The organism is Providencia sp. 21OH12SH02B-Prov (assembly GCF_027362595.1).
Lineage (GTDB): Bacteria > Pseudomonadota > Gammaproteobacteria > Enterobacterales > Enterobacteriaceae > Providencia > Providencia zhejiangensis.
On record NZ_CP114796.1, the window covers coordinates 2,930,401 to 2,956,637 of the forward strand.

Genomic DNA, 26,237 nt, shown 5'->3' on the forward strand with positions numbered 1-26,237 from the left:
CAATGAAAAACATTATTCGCGTCGGCGATACATTAAAACCTTACGGCGGAAACGTTTTGACGGGGAAATACCTTGCTTTTGGTAAACCCATTGCCTGTGTTGGCGATAGTGCGAAGTGCAACCGCCATGGGCACACCACCATCGTGGAAGGGACATCGGGATCATCGATGAACGGCAGTCCTGTTGCGTTAGATGGGCATCGCTGTGCGTGTGGCTGCACACTGGTCAGCTCCCTTGCAATGATGGATATCAAACCATGAGAATGCCTCCTTACTACCCTGAACCACCCAATGTCCCCCCGATTAATTGGAAACGCTGGGGACAAGGTATCCTTGTTATCGTCTCTGTTTCATTGCTTATCACTAATATTTTTTGGCCCAAAGACATCCCCAATAAAACAACACTATTTTGGATTATCAGCTTTATTTTACCCATTCTTGTATATCTATTGATATTTTCTATTTATTACTTTATTTACCAAATACGCACCTACAATAAAAATATTTATCTTGTGTCAATTGAAAAAGATGAAAGTATGTGGTGGGATTATCAATCAAAATACTTACCTATTATAGATACTATCGTTATTGGTTGTTTGGGTAGTAATCAGATGGATTGGGCAATGTTAATTCTAAATAAAACAGTACCACCACTGCCTAAAATTAATGATAACACAGAAGTTTTATATACCCCTCTTTTGATTGGTGATAAAGAAAATAAAGACAAAATGCTGGCTAAATTATTATTCAGTGAATTGGAAAAAAAATATTCAGTCTCTAATTTAGACATTAAATACATTTACTGGTTGGGTTCAAAATCGACTCTGAATATCTTTTCGAATTTATTTGATGAACAATATAGGGCTTCGCCTATTTCTAAAAAGCTGATTCACTCAATCGAAGATATAGACGACATTATCGATTACCATTATGAAAATCACCATAATGATGAAAAGTTAATTATCGCGGGTAGCAACCTCAATGATGACTCCGAACGTGTAGTCCAATCTGAAAGTGGTTTTCTTTGGTTAATCGGCAATACGGGGAATTATGCTATCCACCGTTGTGAATCTATTGATTGTGATAATGAAAGCGTTTCTGGCCTCACATCTCAATTAAAACGCTATGCGGGGTTAGCATCAGCACCAACTCTCACTATTTCAATGGATCATAAAAGCGCAGAGGCATTTACATCTAGCGACTGGAACAGTGTTGATAATAACCTGTCACGTTACTACGGTGACATCTCCCTCGCATCGCCTTTTTTAGCCATCTCACAGGGCGTTATGCACTGTATACAAAACTCCGTCGATTCTTGTGGATGGACCTCAAATATCATTGATAGTAAACACTTTGCTGGAGTTATTTCTCGTCATGAGCAAAAATAAAATAAACAATCCTGTCCCAATAAGTACATTAATTATTAGTTATTTACTGGTAATTACTGTAATAGTGATATTGGCTGGTAGCTTTTATTCCTTAATCGGTAACGACTACTTTGTAACGCAATATTCTAATAAATCAATTTTCTTGTATTCAGTTATTTCTTGGTTAGTCTTACTCTTAATTTCCCCGATCTATTTATTCTTTGTACGACGAATATCTCTGTCGTCAATAACACCATTTCTGCATAAATATAAATGGTTAAAAAAATCTAATGATAATAATACACCCAATGAGATGTTGCAGACGTTAAAACAAGTATACGGTCGATCTAGCCTGCATAAACTTTCTATTATTTACCTTATCGGCTCCCACTCCGCCGTCGAAAAACTTGCCCCTAGCCTGACGCAAGAAATCTGGCAAGAGTGTGATGGTACCTTGCTTATCTACGGTGGGGATATTGGTAGTTCGGTAGACACTGAGCGATTGAATACCCTCAAACAGCTGCGTCGACGTCGCCCGCTCAATGGCGTTATTTGGGTGACAGAAAACAGCATTTCATCTCAACTTTTAGACAACAAAATTAACTTCACCAACCTGAATACTGCTACAGCTCATAACGCGGGGCGGACTATCCAAAACCTCTTTCAAACGTTAGGTTGGCGCGCCCCTGTCTGGGTTTGGAGTGTCAGCGATCAACAACAATCCCTTAGTGCAGCAGAAACCCCTTCCATCCTCTGTATGACTGAGCCTAATATGTCTGCTGAATCACTTTCACCCAGCCTGCTAAGCCTCATTCCTGCATTAATCGTTAACGGAACTCAAGCGTTACTACGTGAACAAAAACACACATACCTGCTTGCTTTAGCACAATTTTTACAAGCTGGAGGAAGCCAACAACTCGCCACTGCATTAGCGCCGCTCAATACACAATTACGTACACTGCCTTTTTCGGGGATCGCATTTAGCCCTTCGATCAGCCGCGCCAATCAGCAACGTTTACCTAATAGCTGGCATCCTGATATCCGTTGGAGAAGCTGGTTAAATGTGCAATCTGAACTGGCAGCAGCTTTACAACCCGCTTCTTTAGGTGTTGATAAGAAACGTCTCGTTCAATACGGTGCCGCCACTGCCATGACCTTGTGGGGCGCGGGCATGATCGTCTCTTACTTCGCCAATCGCCAGCTTATCGAAGAGAGCTACCAAAGCGCGAGCATCGCCGCTAACGGCCAATTACCGGAAACTGAACGCCTCAAAGCCCAGTATGATTTTCAGCAAACCCTAGGTTTACTCAATCATCGCGAACAAACTTCTGTGCCTTTCTGGCTCCATTTTGGGCTAAACAGTAATCAGCCACTATTAGCCCATTTATGGCCACTGTATCAGCAAACAGTACTCCCTCCTCTGCGAGATAATATCCGCCAGCAACTTGAGCAACGATTACAAGCCTATGCCCAATTATCACCTAATAGTGATGAACGTCGCCAAGCCACTCAAAGTGCGTATCAAGATTTAAAAACTTATCTAATGATGAGTACACCAGAGCGTATGGATCCGACTTTTTTCACCAACAGCGTTCTGACTAACCTTCCCGCACCTAAAGGAATGAATGAAGGAGAATGGCACACACTCGGAAAAGAGTTGTTAATGTTCTATGCCCAGCAGCTACTCCAACATCCTGAGTGGCAATTAAAATCTAATAATAACCTTATCAATCAAAGTCGTACGTTGCTCATTCGACAAATCGGCCAACGTAGCGAAAGTGCCTCGTTATATCAAAAGGTGCTTTTGCAAGCACAACATCAATTCCCTGATATGACATTAAATGATATGACTGGCGATACCGATGTTAGCTTCTTATTAACTACTGAAGAGTTTGTACCAGGAATTTTCACCCGCAAAGCGTGGGAAGAGTCCATTGAGCCAGCAATCATAAAAACTGTCGAATCGCGCCGCAATGAAATTGATTGGGTACTGAGTGATAGCCAGCACGAACTGAGCCAAGAGGTTTCCCCAGAAGTTCTCAAACAGCAGCTAACTGAGCGTTATTTTGCCGATTTTTCAAGCAGCTGGTTAAACTTTTTGAACAGTCTGCAATGGCGACATACCGAAAGCCTATCCGATACCATTGACCAACTCTCATTAATGAGCGATGTTCGCCAGTCCCCCGTAATTGCACTGATGAATACCCTTGCTTACCAAGGTAAAACTGGGCGTCAAACAGAAAAACTGGCTGACTCTTTTGTCAACTCAGCTAAAGAACTTCTCAACAAAGAACAAAAACCGGTAATCAGCCAAAAAGCCGAGTTTACGGGACCATTGGAAAACACCTTCGCTCCCATTCTGAACTTTGTCGAGCCGCAAGCCAACTCTCAAGCTGGCGATAACCTCAGTTTGCAAGCCTATTTAACCCGTATCACTCGCGTACGATTAAAACTACAGCAAGTGGTCAATGCCCCCGATCCACAAGCGATGTCCCAATCCTTTGCTCAAAGCATTTTAGAAGGAAAAAGCGTTGATTTTTCCGAAACACGAGATATGGGTAGCTTGATAGCCGCCAGTTTTGGACAAGAGTGGCAAAGTTTTGGTGATGCACTGTTAGTGGAACCTATGACCCAAGCTTGGCAACAATTACTGACACCAACCGCTCAAGGCATCAATAGCGAATGGAAAAATGCCATTGTCAATGAATGGAATAACGCCTTTGGTGGGCGCTACCCACTCAAAGAGACCCAAAGTAATATTTCTTTGCCTTTGATGGCACAATACCTGCGCCCTGACAGTGGCCGTATTCAGCGCTTCTTAGAAACTCGTTTGCAAGGCGTTTTACGTAAAGAAGGGAATCACTGGGTGCCAAATAGTACTAATGCGCAAGGGCTACACTTTAATCCCGCATTTTTGAAAGCGTTAAACACGCTCACTGAATTAGGCGATGTAGCCTTCGCCAATGGAGAAGCACGCCTCTATTTTGAGCTACGTCCGGGAACTAGTAAACAGGTGATGCAAACCATATTGGTGATTGATAAGCAAAAACTTACCTACGATAACCAATTCCCGCAATGGCAACGCTTTGTGTGGCCTGCCGATACAGTTGCGTCCGGTGCATCACTTTCTTGGATGGCGACTTCGACGGGAACACGACTCTATGGCGATTACCCTGGAGTATGGGGTTTTATTCGTTTACTTGAAACTGCCCATGTTGCCCCCTATGCGGGAAGCACCAGTAGCTATACTGTGACATGGAAAACACCTGATGGTAGCACGCTCAATTATCAACTTCGCACTGAAATGGGCCAAGGCCCACTGGCATTATTAAAACTTCGCAACTTTGTACTGCCAGAAAAAATCTTCTTGGATTAGTCCTAATAGGAAATTGTTACATGCCTTTAATGACTGCATTACGCACAGCCTGCTTTACAGGTAACCCACTTGCTGCGGATCAATTAGTAGAACAACAAGTTGTGTTGTGGGAACGCTGGTTACTGCCTATTACTCCCGAAAAGCCAATTGGAGAAGATCCTGGCTATGATGATGACTTCGAACGCATGAAAGAAGAAGTCAATAAACTGTCAGGATCAGATACCGAATTGATTTGTTCCCTTGCCGAAAATCTTCTGACTAACAGGTGTAAGGATGTACGTGTTGTTACTTACTACGTTTGGGCGCGATTACATCGAGAAGGCGAAAAAGGTTTAGCCGACGGATTAGGTTTACTCGCGGGGTTACTTCGCCGTTACCATGATACCTTATTACCAAGCCGCCCAAATAGTCGGAAATTAGCCATTGAATGGCTTGCAGGTCAACGTGTTATTGATAGCTTGTCTCTCTACCCTGAAGTGGATAGCAACGAGTTTTCTCGCATCGTCGCACTACTTGGAGCTATTACTGAAGAATTTACGGCATGGGATGAAGCGAGTCGCCCTAACCTCAGTCCACTACTACGAGCATTGGAAAACCGACTCGCCCAATCGGGGGGAGCGAATACTGTTGTTCCGCAGAATATCAAAGCTGCTGAAAATATATCCTCCAAACAAACGGCTTCAGGCATCAGCACAATTGCCCCTATCCAATCGGGTCGAGAGTTACTGGACCAAGCTAAAGTATTAGCGAATTATCTACGTAACCAACCCAATGGTTGGCTATCCGGTCATCGACTGATGAAATCAGTACGTTGGGATACCCTACACCAGTCTCCTCCTCAAAATCAGCAAGGTTGTACTCGACTTGCCCCTCCACGCTCAGATGCCAGAGCGCAATTAAAACGTTTATATTTACAACAAAATTGGCTAGAGCTAACTGAGCAAGCTGACCGATTATTTGCCGAGGGTGTTAACCATTTTTGGTTAGATGTGCAGTGGTATTTACATCAAGCATTGAGTAAATCACCTGCACCTTGGGATGGTTGGGCGGACGTGATTGCGTCTGATTTAAAACAATTTTTACTTCGTTTGCCTGGATTAGAAAATCTCGCTTGGGAAGATGGCACTCCTTTTGCCGATGAAGTCACATTAGCTTGGATCAAACAACATATCCTTGAAGAGAATATGCAATCCCTACACCATATACCCACTCAAGATACCGATGAAGGGGATAACGGTTCCATATTTGCGTTAGAACAAGAAGCCTTAACCCAAGCCGACATGGAAGGCGTGGAGGCCGCTTTAGCGTGGTTAATGTCTCGTCCGCATATACAAACCTCCCGCCAAAAATGGTTATTGCAGCTGGTGATGGCAAGAGTCGCAGAGCAATTTGCTCGCCATGATTTAGCCTTGAATTTACTGCGAGAATTAGACCATCGCGCTGAACAAATGCACCTTTCTGATTGGGAACCTCATTTTATTTTCGAAATCAAAGCGCGCCAGTTACATTTACTACGAGGAAAATGCCAACGTAACACCCCAGATAAAGCCGACTTACATCATCAAATGACAGATTTACTCGCTCAATTAACACGGTTAGACCCCGTGAGAGCACTCGTACTTTATCCTTAAAATTAACACTATTAAACTTGATGAACGGAGAGTCACGCTAATGGATGATTTAACCCTTCGCTACTATGATGCCGAAATGCGATATTTGCGTGAAGCAGCGAAAGAGTTCGCTCAAGCTCACCCTGATCGCGCAGCGTTATTAGATTTAGATAAAGCCGGAACTCCCGATCCTTTTGTAGAACGACTCTTTGAAGGTTTTGCCTTTTCAATGGGGCAACTTCGTCAAAAAATTGATGATGATTTGCCAGAGTTAACGGAAGGACTAGTAAGTCTGTTATGGCCACATTACTTGCAAACAATTCCATCTCTGTCAATTGTTGAGCTATCGCCGGATATTCAGGAAATGAAGCTTTCATCAGTGATCCCTGCTGGCTTTGAAGTGCTTTCACGTCCTATAGGCCCCAAAAAAACCGTATGCCGCTACCGTACAACACGCGATTTAACACTCAACCCAATTGCCTTATCGGAGGTCAATTTATCCACTGAGCCCGACGGTCGCTCAGTTTTGCGTTTGCGTTTCGACTGTGCAAAGCTAGCAGACTGGAAACAAATTTCCCTTAATACAATTTCTTTTTATTTGGCTGGCGATGTGCCAACCACATATGCACTCCACTTAGCGCTAACAAAGCAAGTTGCAGCAACCTATATTCGTTTGCCTTCTTCACCTGATCGTATTCGTTTACCATACTGGTTTTCACCAGGTGGATTTGCCGAAGAAGACCGTCTTTGGCCAAAAGCCGATAGTACCTTTAGCGGTTATCAATTACTGCTTGAGTATTTTTCTTTTCGTGAAAAGTTTTTTTTCGTCAACTTGAAAGGACTGGGGGAAATCCAGATCCCCACAGAGCTTAGCCATTTTGAGTTGGATATTGTGCTTAACACACAATGGGATAGTGACATCCCGTTAAGTATAGATAATTTAAAACTACATAGCGTTCCAGTAATTAATTTATTCAATGTTGAGGCCGACCCACTCACTGTAAACGGATTAGAAAGTGAATATTTACTGCGTCCTCGCCGCTTGCAAGATGGGCATACAGAAATTTATGCTGTCGATAAGGTTCATGGCACACGACGAGGAGAGCATATTCATTATGTGCCTTTTAGTAGTTTTCGCCATCGTGGAGGTATGCTACGTCACAATGCTCCTGAGCATTACTACCATACGCGAATTAAGCGTGGCGTAAACGGTTTGCATGACACTTGGTTAATTTTAGGTGGAGAGCGTGAACCCCCAATCGCATCCCTTGAAAGCGAAACACTATCTCTACAATTAACAGGTACGAACGGGCAGCTTCCTCGCAAATCACTACAGAGTACAATACTCGATAGAACTGAAGAAACCTTACAAACCCACTTAAGGGTGCATAACTTATGCAAACCGACCTTACCATGCTATCCCCCCGCTGAAGATAGGTTTCACTGGCGTGTATTAAGCCATCTCGGTGCTAGCTTTCTTAATATGATGGACAATGTGGATGTGTTACGTGGCACTTTGGCGCTTTATGATTGGCGAGAAGATGATCTCAACAGCCGTAAACTCGACGCCATGCTCCATGTTGAACAGCATCTTATCGAACGTTTTGAGAAAGGTTTTCTGCAACGTGGTATTGCTATTGACATCACTCTCGACAGTAGTGGTTTTAATGGTGATGGGGATATCCATCTTTTTGGTGAAATGCTTAATCGCTTTTTTGCTCTCTATACTGATGTACACCTATTTAATCAACTGACTTTACATATTGTACCGACAGGAAATAGCCTAACATGGACAGAGAATCACCCTCAGTAAATCAAATTATTGATGCTCTTGGGGCACGCCTTCCGTTAGTTAATTTCTATCGGTTTTGTCAACTTCTAGAGCAGTATAATCAGCAACACCTACCTTTAGGTAGCACTCAAGATCCAAAAACAGACGCCATTCGCTTTCGCCCTCATCGCGGAATGGGATTTCCAGTCACTGAAATTAAAGGGCTGGATATTGAAGATAGATATCGAAACAGCTCCGTTCCCAGTATTCGAACCACTTTTTTAGGCTTATATGGTATAACGTCTCCACTACCAACTGCCTATATTGATGACATAGCGCAGAGGCGAGAAGGCACTGAATCACTCACCGATTTTCTAGATATTTTTAACCATCGGCTCATCACCCAGTTTTATCGCATATGGCGTAAATATTCCTATCCAGCCACTTTTTTAGCGGGTGGTAAAGATGAAACTTCCCAGTATTTATATGGATTAATCGGCTTAGGTATCCCAGGAACAGCGCAGCATATTCAAGCACCACTATCGCGCTTTTTAGCTTTACTCGGCACATTACGTTTTCCGACGCGCACTGCTGAAGGAGTCATTTCACTAGTGAAATTACTCGCTCCTGATACTCAGGTACAAGTAAAACCTCATGACCCGAGACGTATTGAGCAAGAAAGTCTATCAAAGCTATCTTGTCAAAAACCAATGACATTAATCAACAAACCCGTTTTAGGCCAGTATGCAACGGATGTAAATAGTCAAATCTTAATTATGTTACAAACAGATAACCTTAATGAGGCACGCAACTGGCTACCTGATGGGCAGTTGTATCAGGATTTACTCGCGTTACTTCATGTCTATCTTGGTTCGCGCGTCAATGCTCGACTCAGCCTAAAATTACCGAGATCATTATTACCTAATGCAGCGTTAAGCACACAATCTCATCAAGGAGTGCAACTAGGCCGCACTGCGGCCATGGGCGCATTAAACCCTCAAGCTAACCTTAATGACCCTTTGATTGTGTTAAATCTGGGGCGCTATCAGCGATTGACTCCTTCACCACAACCTATACCCACCACAAATTATGCTAATTATCGATTTTAATTTTGGAATATATTCATGAAACAGAGACTTTTATTGTCATTTTTCGGTAAAGCTTTATTGTTAATCGCCACGATAAACCTCACGGCTTGTGGGCTCACCCAAATGGTCAGTGATGGTACTCGTAGTGCTGCAAACGCGATTTTCTACAAACAAGTCAAAGTTGTACACTTAGATTTCGTTGCACGAGAAGCCTTAAATACCGATGATACTGGCACCTCGCTATCAACCATTATCCGTGTTTATCAACTAAAAAATTTCGAAAGCTTTGCAGAAAGCGACTATGCCACACTTTTCGCTAAAGATAGCCAAGTACTCAAATCCTCATTAGTTACACAAAAAGACCTGCGAATTCGTCCTGGTGAATCGATTTCTCTCGATATGCCCCTCGAAAAAGAGGCTGAATTTGTCGCGGTTGCTGCTATGTTCCATCATCCCGACCTTGTGACAGACAACTGGCGAGTAATTATTCCTAAAAAACGTTTACTACCTGATGAGCCTCGCCTACTTACTCTTCTCGATAACACTATGACTTTAAAGCCACTCGGAGAAAAATGATCATGTCCCAACCTTCGCTGTATGAAATGTTGACGGGCTACTTTGCTGGGGGGCTAATGATTGATGACATTCCTGAACACGATCAGGTGATCCTTTCTGTCATGGATAATATCCGTCGTATCCTTAACGCACGCGCAGGTAGCATTGAGCACCTGCCTGATTATGGTTTGCCTGATATGAGCAAACTTATCCAAGGGCTTCCCGGAACAGCTCATAATATGATGAATCTTTTATCAAAAACGCTACTAAAGTATGAACCGAGGATCAAGTCACTCTCATTAGTGTTATTGCCACAAAATAGTTTTGGGACACTACGTTATGCCCTTGAGGTGGAACTATATGAAAAAGGGTTGATCCGCTATGGTACTGAGTTTGTACCTGATGGACGTATTCTACTCCATCATTTAAAAAAACAATTTGACACAATTTAATTTCTACCAAGTGTGCTTTTTTCTTCGATTTAGACCAACAATTGCATGAGACGATGATGACCCCTGATTTGAACACATTACGCCTAGGCGGCGACCCACGCACATTAGCTGATTTTTCTGCTCTAAAAAATGAACTAAATAAACGCTTTCACCCTGCTCGTCCCGATATTGACTGGACGCGTGCACATGAGCTGTGCTTATCCTTATTCAATCAAAACGGGGCTGACTTACAAACTTGTGCTTGGTTTACCTTAATTCGCCAACACCAAAACGGTATTGTTGGCCTCAATGAAGGCCTCATTCTACTTCAACATTTATTGAATCAGCACTGGCAAGGGCTCTGGCCGCAACAAATTCACGCTCGTGTTGAAATTCTGGCGACACTGAGTCAACAATTAATCACTGGATTACGAAGTCATCCCCCTGTCTATACCGACCTTTCTGCACTTTACCAAGCCGAATCTCACCTCAAACAGATTGGACAGTTGCTACAAACTCTAGAATTAAAACACCTTACCCAACTAGAACGGCTGCACAACTTACTGACAACTCAAGCAAAACAATTAGAAAGCACCGATGCGCCAGACAGTGGTTTTATCCCACCAACACCGTTACAGATACCAAAAGTCCCCCCTACTACGTTTCATGCCAATATCGCGACAACACCTGTATCGATTAAGGCTAATGCAACCATTAGTACTGCGCCTCCCACTAAGCCATCTTATCGTAAGGGACTTTGTATTGGGATCGCTTTGGGCACCGTTCTTACAGGGACACTTTGTGCTGGGGCATTATATATTCTCCATCCACCAGTCAATAACCATATCTTAGCGCAAGTACTACCCCAATTACCTGAATTTACACCTAATATTGCATCGATAATTGAGCAACAATTACAACCTAATCCAAACCAGACAACTTCTTTTTCTAATGAGAAACTGAGTGCTATTGACCGCTATCTAACCGAACTGGGCGCGGTATCACCGATTTGGGCACAGCAATATAGCTGGAATATGGTCAATTACCTGACAACTCAATTTGGCACTCAACCTGAAGTGCGCGTATTGAATGATAAATGGCTACAAGCCATGCAGATCAATGCCGTTTCAGCAACGCAAATGAGGCAGTGGTCTCAGGGAATGGAGCAGCTTAATCATTTGAGTGAACGATTGGACAAATTAGACGGTAAACCGCGCAGCTACATCACGGGCTCTGAACTAAAAACGATTATTTTTACTGCTCGCCAGCATTTTAATCAAGGTTTACCCCTTGAGGAAGAACTTCGCCGCTTGGAAGAGCGGCAAGCACAAGGTGTGGTACCTGAATCGGAATACCAACGTATCGATACCCATTTTAAACAATTACTGAATCGATATGCGTTGTTACGCGATACGCAGGAAAAATCATGAATATCCTATCACTTACATTTAAGCCAACTGCTTTCATTCATGGGGTAAAAAAATGACACAATATTTATTGCCCGTATTCCTTTCTCTGAGCTACCCCATTGTTGTCGTAGCACAACCATCTGATTCACTTTTTAACTGTGAAAAATACAACCAAAACAATGATAAATATGAGCAATGTCAACAACGCGAAATAGCCTGCCAAACACTGATTGATAGTACACCATTAAGGGCTTCACTGCCTACCACGAGTACTTTTATCATAACAGGTAATGAAAGGGCCTATTTTCATGCCTTTCCATCAGAAATGTGCCGTTATGAAAATAAATTTGTGATCCCTGGGGACCGTTTAGGTTTCGTCGGGTATACGACTCAACCCCCCATTGTTAATGATGAGCATACATATATACTTCTTAGTTATAATGGGGTATTTGGCTGGATAGATACACGTCAAGTGGAAGCCTCTGAGGAAAAAAACTGTGATGAAATTAATAAATTAGCGCAGGAAGAAGCAAGCACCCAAAAAGGAAGAATGGGTCAGACCTATTTGATTAATTATCCAAGAACCCCCATATATTCCGCGCCAGATCTTGATTGCCAAGATAATAAACGTTACTTAATTCAAAATGACCGCGTTAAAGCAGTATACCCGGACCCCATTAATGGTTTTTATTTTGTAAGCTTTACTCATTCCTCTACAGGGACACATACGTTTGGCTGGCTACAAACACAACCGCTTGTTTCAGTGCCTAATGTAATGGACCCTAACGAACTGCCAGCTATACCGCCAGATATCGTTGTTTTAGACTTTTATGATAATGACCTACTCCCCTCTGACTACTCATTTCACCACAACTATGAGTCTGATTTCATTACACCTGAACTTTTGGATAAAATTTCAAACTCCATCACATGTGATTATGGTGATGAAGATGAATTTTCAGCAGAGCAAAAAGCCATTTGTGATATAGAAAGGGAATGCGATCAACGAGGATGTAATTGGGATGGGACGTGGATACCAGGAGGCGCTAACTATTATACTAAGTCACAAGATGTCCTTAATTCATGGGTAGAGAATCGCAAAGCCAAAGTACTGTCAATTAACAAACAAAATGCCATTGTCGATTTAATTTTAGGTGAGGGAAAACCTTATCCGCTTCATTTAATTGTTCGGTTAATCAACACGGATGGAAAATGGATGATTAATCAAATTGATGAGGTTAAGGTTAAATAGTTATTTTAATGAATTGGTTAGCGCTATTTTATGCAAATCCCTGTTTATTATAATGGTAAAACAGACTGATTTTTTAATTTCAATAAGGATTCTAATAAGTGAACTTCACTGACATAACAACTCGAATAAAAGAAAAAAATGGATTGAAAATTTTTTTAGCTATTTCTTTGGCAGTAATATGGTTTAACCTTGATTATAATTTATTGCAAATTTTTTTTGGCATATATTGTGGAACCATTGCATCTAGAAGCATTTTTTATTCTAATATACCGATTAACATCAATTGCACTATTTGTATTACTATTCTTATTTTTTCGATGGTATAGCAAAAACATTGGTGAAATAGCGCTGGGAAGGGTGTTCTCAATAAAATCAGTTATCCCATTTCTTCTAACCATTCTTCTATCTGTGCTTGTTATTGCTTATTTTAAATTAGGCGGTGATATGGTTACAAGAGAACTCCTCATATTTGATGAGGGAGTTATCAATAACATATTGTTATTCATTCTAACATTTATCATAAGCCCCATTGTTTATGAAGTCATCTTTAGAGGCATTGTGTTTAGCGCAATCCAAAAAGAAAACAAAACAATCATTTGGTTATTTTCTGTTATACCATTTGTTATATTCCACATTTATACAATGACTAATGTAATTTCTCCTTCGATTTGGGTGAGGATCATGATTTACCAGTATGATGTGAGCATCATGCTAATTCTTCTTTCATGTGTTTTGACGTTTGCTCGAATGAGATCGGGCGGTGTGCTATTACCTATAATATTGAACTCATTATTTTTTATGTCATATATTAAAATGATGTGATTTTTTAAATTGGGTTGTGTATATCAGTATATATCTAAGCAGAATTAATATTGTGCACGCCCAATGACATTAATGGTACTTTAGTGATTTAATAAGTGTAATAATCTATTAAGTGGTTCACATCCCCCTAAAAAATTTCAAGTTAACTAAAAGTTGAATGTTATTTTAAATTTGAACTTTAAGTTTTTTGGCTACACAGTCTCAGCCATTTAAAATATATCATTAAACCTACTGTTAGCCTTTATTCTGCTGAGCTAAAAATACCTGCATAAATTTTTCAAGATGTTTTATTTTCTCTTCAAGTTCATTTACAGTTATCATAAATACACCTTCATCGACTGGAGCCGCGGATATAGACAAATAATCACTCTCCCAATTCATCCCCATCTCTTCTTCATCACATCCCCAATCTTCAGCATCAGGATTAATTTGCATCTCAATTTCTGGGTGCAGTGAATCTGCTAGAGTTAGAATAAAACCTTCATAATAAAAATGAGTTTCATGATCGTTAATTTCAACCATCTTAACACCTAAGGGAAGCCACCTTTTCCTCAGGAAGAAAACTAAATCATTAAACTTAGTAAAGTTCATAGTATTTCCAATAAAGTATATTTTTTAAATTTTATTTCAGTCTAAAGCTAAATAAAGCATTCGAAGCTAAACCAAAATAATATTAAAAATTCATCTCAAATCGAACATCAATAATTTTTTCAATGGGAGTTTTATTTATCAACGTTAACTCTCCATTTTCCAATAAATAATAATATCGAAAGGTTTCATGCGTATCTTCATCAGTGCCAGCAGCTATAATTAATCGACTATATTTATCTATATACTCAATTTTTTCACCAATAACCTCACCTTGCATTGAGTAATATACCGTAAACGATTTATTTAATGCTTTCCCTGTTTGTTTGTTAATAAACGCAGTTGAATGACAGCCACTTGAACCACAACCCCAAACGGTACTTGCATACAAACCTGCAAAAGTAATTTTTCCACTTAATGCCGCTTTGAAGCGAGTGCGAAACATTCTTGTAAATTCATCGGTTAGATCGACTTGTTTTGCAACTGCTCCTTGATAAAGCTGTTTAACTGGATAATCAGTTCCAATCGGAAAAATGTTTTTTGAATATGACGGCTCAGAAAAAAAATAAAACCATAGAGAGTACAATATATTTATTCATATTTATGAATTCCATCTGATTAATTTTGTTCGTGAATTCAGGTATTATTATACGGCTTATTTCATACTCTAGTTTTTGCTATCGGCAATGCTATTCCGGTAGTAATAAAAAGCAAAAAGACTATCGTCATATTAAAATAATCTGAGATACTATTTTTTAATACAGGCCGCGATACTAACACCTCATGTTCACCGTCATCCGTGATTGCAAACTCACCTTGATGTAATTTTTCTAAAATGTCTAATGCCATTGTTAATTCATCTTTATTCACTAATAACTTAACACCGCCCACAGCTTGAGAATACATCTGGTTATTCCAAACCATATTCTCATCTAACAACATAGGTGTGACACCTTCAGTTCTCAGTAAACCAGCCTGAATTCTTGCTTCTAGAGGAGAAAGGTATTGTGTTAGTAATACATAATCACTCATAGTTTGATGGATATCCCACATCATAGCACCCTAATTATTTTGTTAATATTAATGTTTTAAATTTTGAAAACTTCATTTATTGAATCATTAATATATAAATGTTTTTTTGACACGTTTTGATTTATGAAAATAAAAACCCCAGATCAAACCATAAAAAATAGCATATATCACATCTACAATTATAGAAATTGAAAATCCCCAGTTAAAATATGATGGCCAAATACTAATACCGATAATGATGGGTGCTAGTATTTTCCAAGAAATGAAGCCATAAAAAACATAAGAGATCTTATGGGAGCGCTTAAGAAAATAATGTAGAGTGATTACAGATATAATGATATTAATACAGTTAATTATCGCCATTATGTTTAATGTTACTGTCGATGAACCGTAGTAGCCTAGCGCTATCATATAATCAAAAAAATAATATAGCGATGATACAATCGTTAACAGTAAGCTAATCAAAGGAAACCATAACCAGCCATCTATTTGGGTATAGAATTTTTTATTACATTCCTCACAATAATCTCCATGCGGTTCTATTTCTACATTATAACATTCAATACAAGTCCATCTTGTTTCAATTGTATCGGATTCCACTTTTCATCCTTATTATTCGACTCTATTTTCATTCATTAAGAATTGAAACTGTTCTACACAATAAAATTAAGGTTATTTCAGGCGTAATTATCACCGTTAACGAGAACGGGATAATGCGTCATGAAAGCCAAAGGCAATATAGGGTCGACCAAAGATAAGTATTCCCTGATTTACTGTGATCACGGCCAACATCTAATTTAACAGGGAATTAGAACCGCTTACCCAACTGCCCCCAAAATTGCTCAATGCTTTTATTCGGATCATAAGCGGTGGGTTCTTTGACTTGCTTTGGCTGCCCAATTTTTTCCTGTTTAATTCTAATCTTCTCATCCCCGGGCAGCTCCAACTTACGAATGGCAAAAAAGTTATCTGTAATACTTTCGCTTTTATCTTTTGCCTGAATATCATGCACAAAATAAGCAAACAAAACGTTATCGACAGGTGGAGCCCAAGAGGGACGTCGAGGGAAAGGCAAACCTTTATTTGCACTTACTTGGCACTCCATGAACCATTCAGCTCTACAGTATGCGGGATACCATATATTCTTCAGTAACCCTTCATGATGAAAACGCATATCCCCTCGACGGTAATAATTACCCCGTTGATGATAATCTCGATAAAGTTTAACAGCTTCATCATTCACGTCATCCAACCATCCCCAGTGTTTTTTCAATGTTGCCACTTCTTTTGATGTATCTTGGAAAGTGTCTCTATCAGCTCGAATCGCACCATAAGTCATACCAACATAACCTGACTCTTCTCTTTTACGGGCTTCTAGCTTCTGTAATTCCAACCGATATTCATAAAATTTTTCACCGAGCCAAATAAAATAGCTGTTCAGATGCTGATTCATCCACGGTACATTGAAATATTTTTTTAGCAAAATTTTTTGGTATTCAGCCACCCAGTGTCTAACTGATTTACCCGCTTCATTAGGCGATTGGCTAGGACTTTTCACACGGTCTCGGATGATAAAATATTCCGTAACATCCTTATCAAAATTCATCAATGAAACGTTCAACCGCATTGGCTAGCGCTTCACACTTTTCCGGTCGCCAGCATTCATCAATATAAAAGAGCGCAGTTAATCCTACTTGAACGATATTCCGCTCCATGTCTTTGTCACTGCCATAAGTGAACTCCCAACTAGCTTCTTCGAATTTTTCAAAAAATGTCATTTCTTTTTGTGTATCTTTTCCCATATTAGTCATCCCAATAAATATATTCTTGGTGTTGTCTTAGCGTATAAGATGACATATGCAGTAATTAACGGATTAAAATGCACCTTTCTCGTTTTCAGAAGGACAGGGGCGGTACGGGTTGTTTCCCCCTAATCCTCCACATCAATAAAAACACTGCCCTTATCATCTCGTTCTAATAATGACCAATTAGCGTGGTGCTTTTTACCTTTTTTATCTTCAAAAAAAGGTAATTTTTTCCCGGCTTCAAGATGAACAAACTGACTTGTACCATTCACAATACAGCCCCAACGACCAGTATACGGTGCAATTTCATCCGTATATCGAGTGACGCGTTCTTTAGCTTTTTCAACAGGTGCGGATGGAAGGGACTCCGGTGGGGTATACGGTTCTTTATCAAAACGGGCAAGCCATTCCTGTGTTGAACGTTTATCAAAGCGAATTTCTCCCGCAATCGAACCATAACCTAAACTACCAGAATATGGCGTTCGAATTGGTTTTAAAGCTTCATTTACCGCCAGATACAGTGAAGGATAAGGATTATCCTTTATCCAACCTAATTCGGGGTATTCTCCTGCCTGTATAATTACGCCCCCCAAATATTCCGTTATCGCGATACCCTGCATCTGTAAAACTGATTTTAAATGGGTTATTCCACCTAATTTATCTAACCATTGAGTGTTAAAAAATGTCTGCCAGTTGATGGAACGCAAACCATTTCTCATTCCTTTGTTAGTATTGCTATTTGTGATATCAATACCTAAAAATTCTTGTCCAATTTCGTATTCTAAGTGTTGGTAACGATGTCTTTCAAAAGATTGTTGAACACCTAGCCCCATAAGGCCGTGCATGGGCTGCAAAATAATGCAAAATTGTTTTAATAATGCAGCTAAGTGCGAGGTATCTTTCAACTCACTTACAGGTAAATAAAAGCCAAAATAACTTACCCTGCTATGGGCTAATTCGTACCATCCAGCAGGTGAGCCTGCGCCTACCCAATAATCCCCTGTATGATCAAAACCATCAGTTGAGCACCAAAAAAAATCACAATTATCCCCGTAACTGTTGGTGATACGCTCTGCAAAGTTGTGTGTATTTTTTGGGGTATAATCCAGCACTTTATTCGGGTCATCAAAATAGCCTGTCTTTAATTTATCGCCATATTCTTGTTGGTATAGCTGAAATGCTTGCGCCATTCTGGCTCGGTTTTCTTGGGTATAGGCTTTATCCAAATAAAACCATGCCACTAAACCGACTTGTAATACATTACGATTTTCAGGATCATCTTCTTCACCATAAGTAAATTCGTATTTTGCTTGCTCAAATTTTTCAAAAAAATTCATTTTGTTATTCTTGTCTATCCAATTTCTCACCTTCCGAGTCAAATCGCTCTTGCCATTCTTTCGTTAAACGTTCATCAAGCCGAATTTCGCCAGAAATTGAGCCCAAATGAAATGATTTAAACGACGGTGTTCTAATTGGTTTTAAGACATGGTTGACTTTGACGTACAATTTCGGATAAAGATCGCGTTCAACCCAGCCTAATTCAGGCCACTCACCCGCTTTTATCACAATCCCACCTTGGTAAGGTAATAAATGAATATCATCATTCATAAATTGTTGCTTCAGGTACGCTTCACCGCCGATTTTATTAACCCACTCATCAGATAAAATCGTGTACCAGTTAATCGAACGGATACCATCACGTAGTCCTCTATCAGTAACAGAAGTAGTAACATCGATTCCATTAAAATGACGGGCAATATCACATTCGATAAATTGATACATATTACCGTTATAAAGTTGTTGTGTTCCTAAGCCAGCTACACCATGCATCGGTTTCAAAATATTACAAAAATCTAAAATTAACTGTTCGAATTTATTAGCATTTTCATCTGCCAATTCGGTTATTGGCAAAAAAAAGCGAATATATGAAACACGACGATGAACATGTTCATACCAGCCTGCTGGTGAAAAAGCATTTACCTGATAGTTACTTACAAAATCTCTATAATATTCTGAACACCACTGTAACTCTGCCGCATCATCCTCCAGATCTGCCAACCGTTTTATGCGAGTTAATTTATCCTTTATAACAAACTTTTCTGGTTTATTAACATCATCAATAAACCCCCATTTTAATTTATCACCAAATTCATCAATGAAACGTTCAACCGCATTGGCTAGCGCTTCACGCTTTTCCGGTCGCCAGCATTCATCAATATAAAAGAGCGCAGTTAATCCTACTTGAACGATATTCCGCTCCATGTCTTTGTCACTGCCATAAGTGAACTCCCAGCTAGCTTCTTTAAATTTTTCAAAAAATGTCACTTCTTTTTGTGTATCATTTTCCATATTAGTCATCCCAATAAATATATTCTTGGCACTGTTTCATCATTTTAGTTACGATCCTTTCATCGATAGCCAAGGGTATCTCACTATTTAACAATCAAATAAGTTATTTATTGGAAATATAAAATTCTTTTTCCGAAAGGAAAATCAATGCAATAAAATAAATGAGTGAAATAACACCGATAACAATCGAAATCCAATTTAAACCTGCTAGTGTATAAAAATAATTAGATACTCTATTCAGTAAGAACATAATGAAACAGATAGCAATCGGATGTCGGTAACCAATACTACGCAATCGCTGAATTTCCAGTAATGAAAAAGTACAATAAGCGAGACCATAAATGATAAGAATAACCAAACCATAAGCAAATGAAATGGAAAACCCCAAATCCAAGTCAATACTTTTTGATAGAGCCTCATGAGTGTATCGATAATTAGCACTTACAAATAAAGAATTAATCACCTTAATTGATAGTGTCAATAAAATAGCAGTTAAAATATAATAACAAAAAAATGAAAGTGACTTTCTTTTGGTATATAAAAATGCGGTGCCTATTTTTCCTTCTGACATATGCTCCCTTTTTGATGTCGTTATTAGGATCAGTTCAAGTAATAAAGTCTACTATATTTAAAACTTAGGAAATCCGGTAAATATAAAATCATTTCCAACACCTTGAGGGGCTTGTGGTGGAATATACACCTCAGGCTCATCCGGTGCAAACTGCCCAGAGAGTGGCTCCATTAAACGAATATAAAAATAGTGATAATCTATTCCTTCTGCGCGCTGTATATCGTGGATAAACCAACTATAGAGCTCATTTGAAACAGGAACATATGATATCGGAAATGGCATATTATCATATCCCGCCGTACCACAGTCGATATAGTATTGTGCCCGACGTTTAGCGGGCCAGTATATTTTATCAAAAATATCAGGAGGGACTGGATTAAGCCTTCGTGTTTTGACCTGCCATGCCATTCTTGCTACATCTGATAACCAACCCCAATTTTTCTTCAATAACGCCATTTTTTCAGAAGCACCGAACGCAGCTTGTCTAGACTTAGCTGAAATATTAAAACCACCTTGATGTGAACCTGCGGATAATAATTCAGCTTTTTCTTGCTCCTCTAACTTTCGTAACTCATTTTTATATTCATAATGTTTCTGACCTAACCACGCAAAATAGCTATCAAGATGGGCATTTAAAGCTGTATAACTTAATTTTTTAAGCGGAAGACCTGATTGGTAAAATTCAACCCACTCCGTCGCCTTTTTACCTTTCACTTCTTGTTCATCTTGAAAATAGAGCCATGTTTCGAAATCCGTCTCGCGAAGTTCATCGAGTTCAGGAAACGGGACCCCTGCATGAAACGCAGCTAAATGCATTTTGTTTAAGGCGACCTTAGCGAGTTCTTCATTGGGCTTCTGTTCATTATTTCTTAATCCCCCGCCAATATCCTCACTGCAACCAGGTAATAGTTCCTCTTGATGATGCTCCCCACTTCTGCCCGTTAAATAGAGACAACGCCATTTGCGTTTTTCATGGGCAGCTATCAAATGTAAAGACTTTTTAACTTGCTTAGGTAACGGAGTCATATGGTCAATGTACTTACGCCCTGCAACGGTAGTAATTAATGAATCAACCGCAACCTCTGTCACTTTATTGCTTTTTGCCATTATCGTTAGTGCTTTCAGCCCATAGTCCAGCCCATTGTCATCACTTTGAGGCGTGTCACGAGAGCAATCAAATAAACCAACAAAAGGAATATCCACCCAAGCACCACCGTGAATCCCCCCGTAAAAATAGAGGCCCGTATCATAATCTTTTTGGCAAAGTTGGTTAATTAATACGCCGATAAAGTATCGGGCTAGTGTCGCGCCCATATCAAAGCCAAAGACTGAAACTGATATGCGATGAAGTGGAATGTCACCTGTATCTTTCGCTTCTTGATAAGCCTGTTTTATGACTTCTTTTAAATCATTAATCCGTGTTTCAACCCCAGTCAAAAAATTATAGGCAATAAACTCGTTATCTCTTAAAAAAGGTGCTGCCTCAATGCCTTTTTTGGTTATTTTGGCCGTATAATCGATAAGAGTCTCCCCCATCAATTTCATTTGCCCTTTAGGAGATAATAATTCTTCAATCTCTTTAACTCCACCGCCACCAAATAAAGTATCAATACCAATATCTTTAAACGCATCAATCTCAGCATTGACAATTTCATCCTTAGTCTCATCTTTAAAATCACTATAGACTTCCGATGCGACCTGACCTGCCTTTTTATCCGTAAGAGCTTGATAAGGAGTTCCTAGGCCTGAAATATAATATTTCCAATAAATATCATTTTCTGTATTCTTATCAGATCTCTTAAACACATCATATAATTTAGCAATATTACTTGCTTTTCCAATAGGTTTATCTTTTTCTATATTACGGCCTACACCATCAAAAAATAAGCCAATGTGCAATGTTTTCGAACAATTTCCTAATTTCCCCTCGCGTGCATGTTTTGCTCGATTACTCGCGCCTATAATAGCGTCAGTGCTTGCCCTTTTTTCATTACTCATGGCTTTCCTCCGTTAAACGTTGCGTTTCATCGAAGGGATTGTAAGAAGAGCTTATTTTTGAGCTCCACTCTAATTTAATTTTTTTCATGGGTAGAAAATGAACATGAAGATTTTTCTCTCCTGCCTTACGTTCAGGCAAAAGCACCTTCATTTGATAATTTTCAGGGCGCATACCAGCATCATACTGTGAACCTTTAACGCTTAGCGTCCATTTGACTATTACCTCCTTTCCTTTAATGATGCCGCAACATGTTGTTGGCCCCATACCATTGCTATATGGATTGTAAGTATAAGCCGATACCCCTCCCCCCCAAATACTATTTACGCTAGAATTAAAAATAGGTCTATCTTGCCAATTATGAATAATTAATCGAACTTCTTCATCTTCGATAGATGTCTCCGCACTAGCTGTTGGTAGAAACAAGCTCCATATCCCAATCGCTATCACAAAGGGTAACAATAAAAACCATAATGATTTTTCATTACATCGTTTAATCCACTGCATTAAATAACCGCCTTATTTTTGCGTTCAAATTCTTTTATTGCATGGGCAAGGGAGTATTTCCCTTGCTGAATATTTTCTATATAGGGAGCATCTAACAACTGCGTTAGCAGAGATTGATAACCTTCCAAATACAGTAAAGCATAGGTTGTTCTATCATCACTTTCGGTTAAACCTGCTTTCTCTGCTTTTTTGAGAGTTTGGATAACCTTCTGCCGCTGAATGCACGGCGGAAAATGCTGGCTCATTGGCATCTGTTGCCATTGGGCTAAAACACTTTTGACTTCTGGATCATCATCAATTTGCTGCCAAGTCGTCTCATCCAAATACACCGTTCTGTCGTGGGTTTTGGGCTGCGCTTTAGTAGCGATATCGGTCGGTTGCCAGCCCGACAATGTCTGGTGCCACCACGTGGTTGTGCCCGAAAACAGGTAGTAGTGCCAATCTTCTTTCTGGCAACGGGCTAACACTGGCATCACCGCATGAATATAAAACCGGCTCACTATCGTTTCGAGATCGGGTTTTACTAAGGTGCATCCCCACGCCAATTGCATCGCCAAGGGTTTGAGCGCTAATGATGAAAAAATGACGGTGGCAACTTGCTGAAACTGCGCCATTTCAGCGGCTAAATCTGCGTTGTTTTTCACCTGATACAGCCAGGGTCCCACCCATTTGGCTTCAATTAGCTGAGGGTGCTGATAAAGGGAATACAGAGAACGCGTATGTTTTTGCTGAAAAGGCTCAATGGTCTGTTCGGCAAACGCCCCGCCCTCGATTAACAGGTAAATATTTTTCTGTGATTGATTTGCCGCTTGAACTAAATTTTCCATGGCTAAAATTTCCTAAGGTCAACACGGGGATCATTGCCTGCTATGGCATTAAGTAAACACGGAATACAAATGGGTAAAGGCAATGCCGGAAATTGTGCCATCTTCATCGGTAAAGTATTCGGCCCTGCGGTGGCCATCTTCGGTATCTTGCGCAAATAATCCCCTGAGGTGCCGTACTCTATTTTTCCGTTCTCCAATTTGAGATAACTGCCGCCGCCGTTTAGGATAATCCGTTTTTTGCCGGTAAAATTGATATCAGCCCCCGAGGTGATAGTCTGCTTTTGTTCACTGAAGATATCTAAACGATTATTCTGCGCTTGAACGGTCAGTGAGCCTTCCCCTGCAATCACCCCCAATTTCCCAGTACGCGCAAACAGTCCTAACTTATCCCCTGTGGACATGGTCATATTGCCGATAACGCCCACACTGATATCACCGTCAGCATTGATGGACAGGTTTTCACTGGCGGACAGTTGTATATGTTCACCACTGGTAAACGCCATTCCTTGAGGGGCTGAAAATAACAGGCTCTGGTTCAGTGGCTCTAAACGTTGCTGTAACAGTTGTTTTTGGCTTTCAATATCCGCTTGCAGGGCTTTGGCTTGTTTCGCTGCAATGTTGAGTTGCTCGCGCTGCTGTAGAAGATGAGCGATTTCTTTAAGTGCGGCATCCATATCCAATACCTCACCTTGCGCTTTTGGCTGTTCATCGGCACTGATAAACAGCCCTTTACCGGCTCGAATAGCGCCCCATTCATCGGTACGCAGTTCAGCCCCTGCGCCGCGCATTTTCCCTTGCGCATCGACGAGATGCCCCTGATTCAGTTGCGTTTTACCGTATTCCGTCGCTAACTTGATATGCGTTTTTTCCCGCTTATCTTCCATGCGTAATTTATTGTTGGCGGGGGTGCGAAGTACATTGCGGGTGTGGTTATCACGGTTAACATGGTCAGGGTGTTCTGAGTCATGAAACGCAAACGCAATATACGGTCGGTCAATATCCCCATCATCAAAGGCAATGGCGATTTCAGTGTTGGCAATCAACGGCGCATGCAATCCGTAGGTCTCCCCCGCATACGGTTTGGCTAAACGCAACCAAAGATACGCATAGCCGGATTCGCTCTGACTGCGGTCAAAATCCAACTTAACGCGATAGCGCCCGTGCTCATCCAGCCATGCGTAAATATCGTTGCTATTACGGCTTTCAATACGGGCTGGCAAGGTTCCGGCGATTTTCGGGCGCGGTATTTCAGCAGGGCGATAGGCGTATTGCTCACTGTACGGCATGCCCTTGAGGGTCATCTGTAACGACACATCACGGGCCGCATGGTAAGTGATTTGCGTGATAAATACGCCGTCTTTCAGTTCATTAATAGGGACATTTGCAATCTCCAACACACTGCCGGTCATCAGGTAAAAGGCGTTGGTTTGTAGTGCAAATTCAGCGGAGGGATTGAGGAAACGCTCTTGCCGCAAGCGGCTGTAAAATGCGCCACTTTCGGCGTCGAGGGTTTCTGCGTGTTCATCCCCGGCACTCAAATAAGGCGGCGCATAGTGATACTCATCACCCAGTGTTGTGTTACTGAGTGGATGCAGCGTGCTCGTTTCCATCGGCGAAAGTGCGGTGCGATAATTGTAGTCTTTTACCGTGACGTTGCCTGTCACCACTTGATGAGCCAGTTGCACATCCCATACCGAAAGTTGCCCGTTATCGTGTTGACCGGATGGCAGCTGGTACGGTAATTTTTCACCAAATTGGTAATTGAGTTGGCTGTCGAAAAATAGCACTTTGTCGTTATCGGTCTTTGCCGAGTATTCAAGGCGATAACCAACCCCGACTTCAGCGAGTAAACGTTGGATAAAGGCTAAATCGGTTTCACGCCACTGAGTTATCAGTTCTCGCTCGGGGTATTGCTGTTCTAACTTAAACTCATAATCTGCCCCTTCAAAACCGTGGAATTGCAGCACATTTTCAATGACTTCAATGACCGAGACATTTTGGTAAATGGTGCTGCGCTCGGTATGACCGAGTAACGCTAAACGAGGTTCGAGCAACACGGCATAATGGGACTCATCGGCGCTGGTGGATAACCATTGTAAACGGGTGATTAACCCCGACACGCGCTTATTTGGCCCCATGCTGAACGTGGCTGGCTTTAATAGCGCCTGCTCAGGTAGGATTGAATCGAACGTTGACGTAAATTCAATCCGCCATGATGAGGTCGCATTCAATTTTTCTACACCTTCAAATTTTAGGATATCGATATCAAATCCAGCATCTTGGATCTCAAGTTGATAAGCTTGATGGGCAAGAAAAGCGTTTACTGTTTCTATCATGCTATTAATCCTTTAGCGGTAACAATCTCAGCCAACCGTCACCCAATTCAATCACACGTGGTTTATCGGCATCTAAGTCTTCACGGTTAATCACCAAACGCCAGGTGTTTTCTGATAAGTCGGGATTGCGAAACATGCCGAGCACCGCAACAAATTTGGTCTCTTTTTCGAGGGGCTCATCCAGAGAAACTTGCCCTTGGGGCATCACCATGACCGAAGTGGCATTGAGGGTGTCCTTTTTTAATATTTCATCCGACTGCGTTAACAGTGCTTGATACATCGCCCCTTCGACGGCTTTTTTGTCTTTCAGTTGATACACCCACACCATGGTGGCGAGCGGTGTTTGGTCTTCATCGGCATTTAGCCCTGAACGCGGGGTGAAATCTAAGCGCAATGTGGTAATTTTTTTATAAAGGATCGCGTCTTTCATGCTGACTGTCCCTTCTTTTACTGCCTGTGCTAATCCGCAACCTGCCAGTAATCCGCACAGACCAAGCACCACTATTTTTTGGCTAATGTTTTTCACGGATGCAATTTTCCTTTCAT

Annotated in this window: 25 protein-coding genes; 11 read left to right on the forward strand and 14 right to left on the reverse strand. The window is 40.8% G+C overall.

The features are described 5' to 3' along the window. Positions 1-2 precede the first annotated feature (2 nt). From O7C57_RS13800 to O7C57_RS21890, 11 genes are all read left to right on the forward strand, one after another. The gene (locus tag O7C57_RS13800) at positions 3-260 is read left to right on the forward strand and encodes a PAAR domain-containing protein (protein ID WP_154623928.1); all 258 of its coding nucleotides are present in this window, start codon (positions 3-5) and stop codon (positions 258-260) included. Further along, positions 257-1,387, forward strand: coding sequence for a hypothetical protein (locus O7C57_RS13805; RefSeq protein WP_154623927.1), 1,131 nt, complete (start codon positions 257-259; stop codon positions 1,385-1,387). The genes O7C57_RS13800 and O7C57_RS13805 overlap by 4 nt, the downstream gene beginning before the upstream one ends. Then, positions 1,374-4,742, forward strand: a complete 3,369-nt coding sequence (locus O7C57_RS13810; RefSeq protein ID WP_269723245.1) for an ImcF-related family protein — start codon at positions 1,374-1,376, stop codon at positions 4,740-4,742. Before O7C57_RS13805 ends, O7C57_RS13810 begins: the two co-directional genes overlap by 14 nt. A gap of 20 nt (positions 4,743-4,762) precedes the next feature. Continuing rightward, positions 4,763-6,373: a type VI secretion system protein TssA gene (gene tssA / locus O7C57_RS13815; RefSeq protein WP_154623925.1), complete on the forward strand. Its 1,611-nt coding sequence runs from the start codon at positions 4,763-4,765 to the stop codon at positions 6,371-6,373. Between the two features lie 40 nt (positions 6,374-6,413). Further along, positions 6,414-8,165: a type VI secretion system baseplate subunit TssF gene (gene tssF, locus O7C57_RS13820; RefSeq protein ID WP_269723246.1), complete on the forward strand. Its 1,752-nt coding sequence runs from the start codon at positions 6,414-6,416 to the stop codon at positions 8,163-8,165. Further along, entirely contained in the window at positions 8,141-9,232 is a 1,092-nt protein-coding gene (tssG, locus tag O7C57_RS13825) for a type VI secretion system baseplate subunit TssG (RefSeq protein ID WP_249999075.1), read from the forward strand. Before tssF ends, tssG begins: the two co-directional genes overlap by 25 nt. 15 nt (positions 9,233-9,247) lie before the next feature. Next, positions 9,248-9,787, forward strand: coding sequence for a type VI secretion system lipoprotein TssJ (tssJ, locus tag O7C57_RS13830; protein WP_154623922.1), 540 nt, complete (start codon positions 9,248-9,250; stop codon positions 9,785-9,787). A 2-nt stretch (positions 9,788-9,789) separates the two neighbouring features. Next, positions 9,790-10,218, forward strand: coding sequence for a type VI secretion system baseplate subunit TssE (tssE, locus tag O7C57_RS13835; protein WP_154623921.1), 429 nt, complete (start codon positions 9,790-9,792; stop codon positions 10,216-10,218). 56 nt (positions 10,219-10,274) lie between these two features. Next, positions 10,275-11,627 (forward strand): VasL domain-containing protein, encoded by a 1,353-nt coding sequence (locus O7C57_RS13840; protein ID WP_196713458.1) that lies wholly within the window; start codon positions 10,275-10,277, stop codon positions 11,625-11,627. Positions 11,628-11,679: 52 nt separating this feature from the next. Further along, positions 11,680-12,858 (forward strand): DUF3828 domain-containing protein, encoded by a 1,179-nt coding sequence (locus O7C57_RS13845; protein WP_154623920.1) that lies wholly within the window; start codon positions 11,680-11,682, stop codon positions 12,856-12,858. 444 nt (positions 12,859-13,302) lie between these two features. Next, entirely contained in the window at positions 13,303-13,680 is a 378-nt protein-coding gene (locus tag O7C57_RS21890; RefSeq protein ID WP_230086022.1) for a CPBP family intramembrane glutamic endopeptidase, read from the forward strand. Positions 13,681-13,914: 234 nt separating this feature from the next. Here the strand turns inward: O7C57_RS21890 and O7C57_RS13850 are convergent, their stop codons facing one another. The 14 genes from O7C57_RS13850 to tssJ (O7C57_RS13910) form a co-directional block, all read right to left on the reverse strand. Continuing rightward, entirely contained in the window at positions 13,915-14,202 is a 288-nt protein-coding gene (locus O7C57_RS13850; protein ID WP_154635718.1) for a hypothetical protein, read from the reverse strand. A 151-nt stretch (positions 14,203-14,353) separates the two neighbouring features. Next, positions 14,354-14,854: a hypothetical protein gene (locus O7C57_RS13855; protein ID WP_269723247.1), complete on the reverse strand. Its 501-nt coding sequence runs from the start codon at positions 14,852-14,854 to the stop codon at positions 14,354-14,356. Between the two features lie 74 nt (positions 14,855-14,928). Next, the gene (locus O7C57_RS13860) at positions 14,929-15,300 is read right to left on the reverse strand and encodes a hypothetical protein (RefSeq protein ID WP_244316441.1); all 372 of its coding nucleotides are present in this window, start codon (positions 15,298-15,300) and stop codon (positions 14,929-14,931) included. Positions 15,301-15,387: 87 nt separating this feature from the next. Next, a complete protein-coding gene (locus tag O7C57_RS21895) occupies positions 15,388-15,900 on the reverse strand; it encodes a DUF2569 family protein (protein ID WP_154635721.1) in 513 nt (170 codons plus the stop codon). 208 nt (positions 15,901-16,108) lie between these two features. After that, on the reverse strand, positions 16,109-16,906 hold the full coding sequence (locus O7C57_RS13865; RefSeq protein WP_269723248.1) for a hypothetical protein: 798 nt from the start codon (positions 16,904-16,906) through the stop codon (positions 16,109-16,111). After that, positions 16,896-17,102, reverse strand: coding sequence for a hypothetical protein (locus O7C57_RS13870; RefSeq protein WP_154625019.1), 207 nt, complete (start codon positions 17,100-17,102; stop codon positions 16,896-16,898). The genes O7C57_RS13865 and O7C57_RS13870 overlap by 11 nt, the downstream gene beginning before the upstream one ends. A gap of 128 nt (positions 17,103-17,230) precedes the next feature. Then, positions 17,231-18,442: a type VI immunity family protein gene (locus O7C57_RS13875; RefSeq protein WP_154625018.1), complete on the reverse strand. Its 1,212-nt coding sequence runs from the start codon at positions 18,440-18,442 to the stop codon at positions 17,231-17,233. A 4-nt stretch (positions 18,443-18,446) separates the two neighbouring features. After that, complete coding sequence (locus O7C57_RS13880) at positions 18,447-19,454, reverse strand: type VI immunity family protein (protein WP_163862552.1); 1,008 nt, start codon at positions 19,452-19,454, stop codon at positions 18,447-18,449. Positions 19,455-19,557: 103 nt separating this feature from the next. Beyond that, positions 19,558-20,025 (reverse strand): hypothetical protein, encoded by a 468-nt coding sequence (locus O7C57_RS13885; RefSeq protein WP_163862555.1) that lies wholly within the window; start codon positions 20,023-20,025, stop codon positions 19,558-19,560. Between the two features lie 57 nt (positions 20,026-20,082). Further along, complete coding sequence (locus O7C57_RS13890) at positions 20,083-22,023, reverse strand: DUF2235 domain-containing protein (protein WP_269723249.1); 1,941 nt, start codon at positions 22,021-22,023, stop codon at positions 20,083-20,085. Continuing rightward, positions 22,016-22,528, reverse strand: a complete 513-nt coding sequence (locus O7C57_RS13895; RefSeq protein ID WP_163862560.1) for a hypothetical protein — start codon at positions 22,526-22,528, stop codon at positions 22,016-22,018. The genes O7C57_RS13890 and O7C57_RS13895 overlap by 8 nt, the downstream gene beginning before the upstream one ends. After that, complete coding sequence (locus O7C57_RS13900) at positions 22,528-23,355, reverse strand: DUF4123 domain-containing protein (RefSeq protein WP_163862563.1); 828 nt, start codon at positions 23,353-23,355, stop codon at positions 22,528-22,530. Before O7C57_RS13900 ends, O7C57_RS13895 begins: the two co-directional genes overlap by 1 nt. A gap of 2 nt (positions 23,356-23,357) precedes the next feature. After that, complete coding sequence (locus tag O7C57_RS13905; protein ID WP_269723250.1) at positions 23,358-25,691, reverse strand: type VI secretion system Vgr family protein; 2,334 nt, start codon at positions 25,689-25,691, stop codon at positions 23,358-23,360. A gap of 4 nt (positions 25,692-25,695) precedes the next feature. Next, positions 25,696-26,217, reverse strand: a complete 522-nt coding sequence (gene tssJ / locus O7C57_RS13910) for a type VI secretion system lipoprotein TssJ (RefSeq protein WP_163862568.1) — start codon at positions 26,215-26,217, stop codon at positions 25,696-25,698. Positions 26,218-26,237 lie beyond the last annotated feature (20 nt).

Excerpts from the sequence above, each read along its gene's own strand:
- O7C57_RS13865 (WP_269723248.1), bottom strand. The coding sequence starts at position 16,906 with ATGAATTTTGATAAGGATGTTACGGAATATTTTATCATCCGAGACCGT.
- tssE (WP_154623921.1), top strand. The coding sequence starts at position 9,790 with ATGTCCCAACCTTCGCTGTATGAAATGTTGACGGGCTACTTTGCTGGG.
- O7C57_RS13845 (WP_154623920.1), top strand. The coding sequence starts at position 11,680 with ATGACACAATATTTATTGCCCGTATTCCTTTCTCTGAGCTACCCCATT.
- O7C57_RS13895 (WP_163862560.1), bottom strand. The coding sequence starts at position 22,528 with ATGCAGTGGATTAAACGATGTAATGAAAAATCATTATGGTTTTTATTG.
- O7C57_RS13800 (WP_154623928.1), top strand. The coding sequence starts at position 3 with ATGAAAAACATTATTCGCGTCGGCGATACATTAAAACCTTACGGCGGA.
- O7C57_RS13810 (WP_269723245.1), top strand. The coding sequence starts at position 1,374 with ATGAGCAAAAATAAAATAAACAATCCTGTCCCAATAAGTACATTAATT.
- O7C57_RS13880 (WP_163862552.1), bottom strand. The coding sequence starts at position 19,454 with ATGGAAAATGATACACAAAAAGAAGTGACATTTTTTGAAAAATTTAAA.
- O7C57_RS13850 (WP_154635718.1), bottom strand. The coding sequence starts at position 14,202 with ATGGTTGAAATTAACGATCATGAAACTCATTTTTATTATGAAGGTTTT.
- O7C57_RS13860 (WP_244316441.1), bottom strand. The coding sequence starts at position 15,300 with ATGAGTGATTATGTATTACTAACACAATACCTTTCTCCTCTAGAAGCA.
- O7C57_RS13875 (WP_154625018.1), bottom strand. The coding sequence starts at position 18,442 with ATGAATTTTTTTGAAAAATTTGAGCAAGCAAAATACGAATTTACTTAT.
- tssF (WP_269723246.1), top strand. The coding sequence starts at position 6,414 with ATGGATGATTTAACCCTTCGCTACTATGATGCCGAAATGCGATATTTG.
- O7C57_RS13900 (WP_163862563.1), bottom strand. The coding sequence starts at position 23,355 with ATGGAAAATTTAGTTCAAGCGGCAAATCAATCACAGAAAAATATTTAC.
- tssA (WP_154623925.1), top strand. The coding sequence starts at position 4,763 with ATGCCTTTAATGACTGCATTACGCACAGCCTGCTTTACAGGTAACCCA.
- O7C57_RS13840 (WP_196713458.1), top strand. The coding sequence starts at position 10,275 with ATGACCCCTGATTTGAACACATTACGCCTAGGCGGCGACCCACGCACA.
- O7C57_RS13805 (WP_154623927.1), top strand. The coding sequence starts at position 257 with ATGAGAATGCCTCCTTACTACCCTGAACCACCCAATGTCCCCCCGATT.
- O7C57_RS13885 (WP_163862555.1), bottom strand. The coding sequence starts at position 20,025 with ATGTCAGAAGGAAAAATAGGCACCGCATTTTTATATACCAAAAGAAAG.
- O7C57_RS13870 (WP_154625019.1), bottom strand. The coding sequence starts at position 17,102 with ATGGGAAAAGATACACAAAAAGAAATGACATTTTTTGAAAAATTCGAA.
- tssG (WP_249999075.1), top strand. The coding sequence starts at position 8,141 with ATGGACAGAGAATCACCCTCAGTAAATCAAATTATTGATGCTCTTGGG.
- O7C57_RS21890 (WP_230086022.1), top strand. The coding sequence starts at position 13,303 with ATGGTTACAAGAGAACTCCTCATATTTGATGAGGGAGTTATCAATAAC.
- tssJ (WP_154623922.1), top strand. The coding sequence starts at position 9,248 with ATGAAACAGAGACTTTTATTGTCATTTTTCGGTAAAGCTTTATTGTTA.
- O7C57_RS13890 (WP_269723249.1), bottom strand. The coding sequence starts at position 22,023 with ATGAGTAATGAAAAAAGGGCAAGCACTGACGCTATTATAGGCGCGAGT.
- O7C57_RS13905 (WP_269723250.1), bottom strand. The coding sequence starts at position 25,691 with ATGATAGAAACAGTAAACGCTTTTCTTGCCCATCAAGCTTATCAACTT.